This is a genomic window from Arthrobacter ulcerisalmonis (assembly GCF_900609065.1).
GTDB lineage: Bacteria > Actinomycetota > Actinomycetes > Actinomycetales > Micrococcaceae > Arthrobacter > Arthrobacter ulcerisalmonis.
This window is the reverse complement of the sequence record NZ_UXAU01000044.1, coordinates 1-5,059: the sequence shown is the minus strand read 5'-3', so window position 1 is coordinate 5,059 and position 5,059 is coordinate 1. Positions and strand designations below refer to the sequence as shown.

General features: G+C 62.5%; 2 protein-coding genes and 1 rRNA gene. All 3 read left to right on the top strand.

Annotated elements, in window-relative coordinates; translation table 11 throughout:
• Positions 1–94 (top strand): 5S ribosomal RNA (rrf, locus tag PSET11_RS16060); the annotation flags it as partial.
• A gap of 171 nt (positions 95–265) precedes the next feature.
• The gene (locus PSET11_RS16055; RefSeq protein WP_124093337.1) at positions 266–1,267 is read left to right on the top strand and encodes a LacI family DNA-binding transcriptional regulator; all 1,002 of its coding nucleotides are present in this window, start codon (positions 266–268) and stop codon (positions 1,265–1,267) included.
• A 166-nt stretch (positions 1,268–1,433) separates the two neighbouring features.
• Positions 1,434–4,457 (top strand): glycoside hydrolase family 2 TIM barrel-domain containing protein, encoded by a 3,024-nt coding sequence (locus tag PSET11_RS16050; RefSeq protein WP_238989200.1) that lies wholly within the window; start codon positions 1,434–1,436, stop codon positions 4,455–4,457.
• Positions 4,458–5,059 lie beyond the last annotated feature (602 nt).

The following is a 5,059-nucleotide window of genomic DNA, read 5'->3' as shown; positions in this document are numbered from 1 at the left end:
AACGCCCGGTCCCATCCCGAACCCGGAAGCTAAGACCCACAGCGCCGATGGTACTGCACCCGGGAGGGTGTGGGAGAGTAGGACACCGCCGGAACACACATTACGGTCGAGGCCCCAACCACCACCATGGTTGGGGCCTCCCACCTTTAACAAACACACCCCCAAACAAACCCCCAAACAAACCAGCGCAGAAACCCCGGGACGGATCCCCAAACCACCGCAGGATCCTCGGGAGCGCATGGTCGGGAGTCTAGACTTGCTGGCTATGAGTACCCCGCGATTGCCCAACCAGCGTGCCACGATCATGGACGTGGCCGCTGCTGCGGGAGTGTCCAGGCAAACGGTAACTAGGGCGATGAACGATATGACCGGCATCAGCGCGGTCACCCGGGAACGGGTCCAGTCGGTCGCGATCAAGTTGGGGTACACGCCGAGTCGTTTCGCGAAGGGACTGGTCCAGGGCGCGAGTGTTTCGGTGGGGCTGGCGATTCCCGATCTGACCAACCCGTATTTTCCTGCCTTTGCCTCGAGCGTCGTTGAGGCGGCTACCGAGCTGAACTGGACGGTGGTGGTGGATGACTATGGGCACGGCACGGCCAGTGCCCTGGACGCCGTCGAGCGTCTGGCTCCTCAGGTTGACGCGATCATCGGCTACCTGGGATCGGATGCTGACAAGGCACAGGAGATCATGGGGCGCCGCCCGGTACTTGCACTCGATGTTCCTGAGAGCGGCGCTGCCGGCAGCATCTCCTTCGACTACGACCATGCAGCTCGGCTGGCACTTGAGCACGTGGCGGGCATGGGTAGGACGCGCGTTGGGTTTCTCGACGCCAGCGGCGAAGGCCATGCCGCCAGCAGGGGCTCCGCCATCGCTCGCGCGGCAGTAAGTTTGGGCATTGAGTTGACGTTGTGCACGGCAGAGGCCTCTGCGGCGGCAGCACGCGAAGTGGTTCGTGCCCTCCTGGCTGAGTCCTATCGGCCGGATGCCCTGTTGGTTTTCAATGACCTGATGGCCGCCGGCGCGCTCAAGGCATTCGAAGACCGGGGAGTGGATGTTCCGCGGGACTGTGTCGTGGTCGGGATGGACGGGATACCCCTCGGAGAGCTGACCAGCCCCGAGCTGACCACCTTGTCCCTGGACTTACGTTTGGTGGGCCGAACCGCCGTCGGACTCCTGGCCGGGCTGCTGGCAGGGGACGTACAGGCGGGCGCTGCTGGATCTGCAGTGATCCTGAGGCATGACCTGGTGGTTCGGCAATCCGCCTGAACCCTACTCAAACTGGCCAAAACCGGATACTGTGGATGCGAATCGTGAACGTTCACGCAAACCAGTAGCAAGGATCCCCATGTCGTTTTCTACGTCCCAGCCAGCAGAAACAGGGCCAGCCGGCTCAGCTCAGGTGGCCCCCCGGCCACATGACTCAAAATCTGGCTTGGAACTTGGATCCGCAGGCATCCGCGAATTGGCGTCGCTGGCTCCGAGCCGTGGTTCGTTGTCGCCCAGGGCGTTCCTCGATAGTGATGCGGCGAAACTTTCCCTTAACGGCGAGTGGCAGTTCCGTTTGAGCTCGGGGATCAGGGTTGCCCCGGAGGACGGGTGGCAGTCCGGGGAGGACCTGGCAGGGTTTGCGGCGCTACCAGTCCCGTCCAGCTGGCCCATGCACGGGCACGGCAAACCGGCATACACGAATGTGCAGTTTCCGTTCCCGGTGAATCCCCCGTTCGCGCCGGAGGCGAACCCGGTAGGCGATCACGTGCGAACCTTCACGGCAACCGGCGAATTCTTTCCGAACGCGCTGGTGCGCTTCGACGGTATCGAATCGGCAGGTACGGTTTGGCTCAACGGTGTGGAACTGGGCACCACGCGCGGCAGCCGGCTCGCCCATGAATTCGATGTGTCAGGCATTTTGGTGCCCGGCGAGAATACCCTGGCCGTCCGCGTGGCGCAGTTCTCCGCAGCGAGTTACGTCGAGGACCAGGACATGTGGTGGCTGCCAGGCATTTTCCGTGACGTGACCCTGCAAGCCAGGCCTGCAGATGGCATCGACGACGTCTTTGTGCACGCCGACTACGACCCTTCCTCGGGCGAGGGCGTGCTGCGCGTCGAGGTGACCCGGCACGGTGAGCCGAGTGCCGCCGTCGTTCGCATCCCTGAACTGGGCTTTGATATTCCGGCGGGAACGGAACATCGGATCGCGGGGGTCAGGCCGTGGTCCGCCGAGCAGCCGTTCTTGTACGCGGCCACGGTGCGCACGGCCGGTGAAACGATCACTCTGCAGCTTGGCTTCCGGAGCATCTCCATTGAGGACGCCCAGTTCAAGGTCAACGGGCAGCCCATTCTGCTGCGTGGCGTGAACCGGCACGAACATCATCCACGGCTGGGACGCGTGGTGCCGTGGGATGTTGTGGTTGCCGAACTGAAGTTGATGAAGCAGCACAACATCAACGCGATCCGCACCTCGCATTACCCGCCGCACCCTGATTTCCTCGCTCTCGCAGACCAGTTGGGGTTCTACGTGGTCCTCGAATGCGATCTCGAGACCCACGGCTTCGAGGCGGGAAATTGGCGGCAGAACCCCAGCGATGATCCGGGGTGGGAAACTGCCCTGGTGGACCGGATGCGCAGAACCGTGGAGCGGGACAAGAATCACGCGTCCGTCATCATGTGGTCACTCGGCAACGAGGCGGGGACGGGCAGGAATCTGGCGGCAATGTCTGCGTGGACCAAACACCGCGATCCCTCCCGGCCCATCCATTACGAGGGCGACTGGTCCTCGGCATACGTTGATGTTTACTCGCGGATGTATGCAGATCACGCCGAGACGGAGCTGATCGGCCAAGGCGTAGAGCCGGCTCTTGAGGACGCTGACCTTGATCGGCGCCGCAGGGCCATGCCCTTTATGCAGTGCGAGTACGTTCACGCGATGGGCAACGGGCCAGGCGGCATGAGCGAATACCAGGACCTTTTCGAACGGTATCCGCGGCTGATGGGCGGGTTTGTCTGGGAGTGGCTCGAGCACGGGATCACCGTGCCGGCCCCCGATGGCGGCGAGCAATTCGCCTATGGTGGCGACTTCGGCGAGGAAACCCACGACGGCAATTTCGTCACTGACGGCCTGGTTGACGCCAACCGTAAACCTCGCCCGGGGCTCCTGGACTTCAAGAAGGTCATCGAGCCGCTCCGAATCACCGTGGACCGCGATTGGGCGACGGTCAGCATCCGCAACGGGTTCGACTTCGCGGATACGTCTGGGCTCGCCTTCACGTACTCAGTGGCGTACGACGGCGGCGTGCGCCAAGGTTTGACCGCCCCGGTCTCCGGGGTGGTAGCCGTGGCACCCATTCCGGCCGGTGAAGAAGTGACGGTTCCGCTGCCGACGGCACTCGCAGGCGCCGGTGCTGTGCTGACGGTTTCCGCGGTCTTGGCCGAGGCCACGGACTGGGCCGAGGCTGGTCATGAGATCGCCTGGGGGCAGGGCGTCAGGGTAGACGCCACGCCGCCGTCGGTCCCTGCAGTGTCGACCGTCGTCGCCGAACCGACCGTCCTGCGCCTCGGACCTCTGGTCATCGATCGCGCCACCGGTGTACCTGTCGAGATCGGCGGGATAGCAGTTGAGAACTTCCGGCTGGTCCTCTGGTGGCCGCCAACTGACAATGATCTTGGCCGCGGTTGGCAGGGCCGGCAGGAGATCCCGCTCGCGGACAGCTGGAAGAACGCGGGACTCGACCGGCTGCACTCGCGACTCATCGGCATCGACGCGCGCGCAGCGGAGCATGCCGCGGGCTCCGGCACTGGGTCGAGTCCTGACTCAATGCCGGACGACGGCGTCACGACGGGCGGCGAAACCGTTATCGTTCGGACCCGGGTTGCGGCTGCCGACAAACAGTTCGGCGTTTTCGTGGACTATTCCTGGCATACCGACGGCGGCTGGCTGGAGCTGCGCACCCAGGTCCGGCCTGACGGCGACTGGGTTGACGCGGGCCGTGCCGTGGACTGGGCTCGCGTTGGTGTCGAATTCGTACTCGCTGCCCAGCCCGACTCCCTGGTTTGGTTTGGCAAGGGCCCCCATCACAGCTACGCCGACACGGGACAGGGTGCTCGCCTTGGCCGCTACACTCTCCCGGTTGCGGAGTTGGACGTTGACTATGTCCGGCCCCAGGAATCAGGAGCGCGGTCCGGGGTAGTGGAGGCAGAGATAAACCTTGGCGAACACAGCTTGGAACTTCGAGGAGAACCGTTCGCCCTTACGGTCCGGCAATACTCGCAAGAGCACCTGGCAGCGGCAACGCATCGGACCGACTTATCCGCTGACGGCCGCACGTACGTCTACGTCGACCACCTGCTGAGCGGGGTGGGCACCGCAGCCTGTGGGCCTGGCATCCTCGATCAGTATCGGCTGGCTCCCCAGTCTGTTGACTTTACGGTGCAGCTCAGGATTGCTCCGTCCGCGATGTGAGCTAGTCCATAGTCAGTGCTTGACCCCCTCGCTCTACCGGCACCCCTGGAATCCCTTGCATTTACAGGGTTTCCGGGGGTTTTGCCTGGTGTGGGGTTTGGTTTGGTGGTTGGGCTGGTGGGGTGTATTGTTTTCTAAGTCGCCGCGAGGGAGACAGTGAAGAACTGGGAACCTCGGGTGGCCACATTCCCCTAAATTTTCTTCCTGGTTTCTGGCCGCGTTTTTGTGTGCTGGGGGTTGGGTGGGGCTGGTTGTTTGCTGGTGTGGGTCCTGGAAGATGGATTTGTGTTCTGGTGGGTGATCGGGTAAGTTTGGGAAGTTGCTCCGGAGCGATCCGCGACCGTTTGGTTGTGGTGGTGTCGGGTGTGTCTGTTGTTTGAGAACTCAATAGTGTGCCAAGTTTGTTGATACCGATTATGTATGTAATTGGTTGAATGTGCTGAATCGTGCCGCCCCTGTGGTGTGGTTTGGTGTTTTTGGCTGGTTTCAAATTTTATGCGACTGCTTTTCTCCGTTATTTCCGGGGTGGGTGGTTGTTTTTCGTTTTTGTTTTACTTCAACGGAGAGTTTGATCCTGGCTCAGGATGAACGCTGGCGGCGTG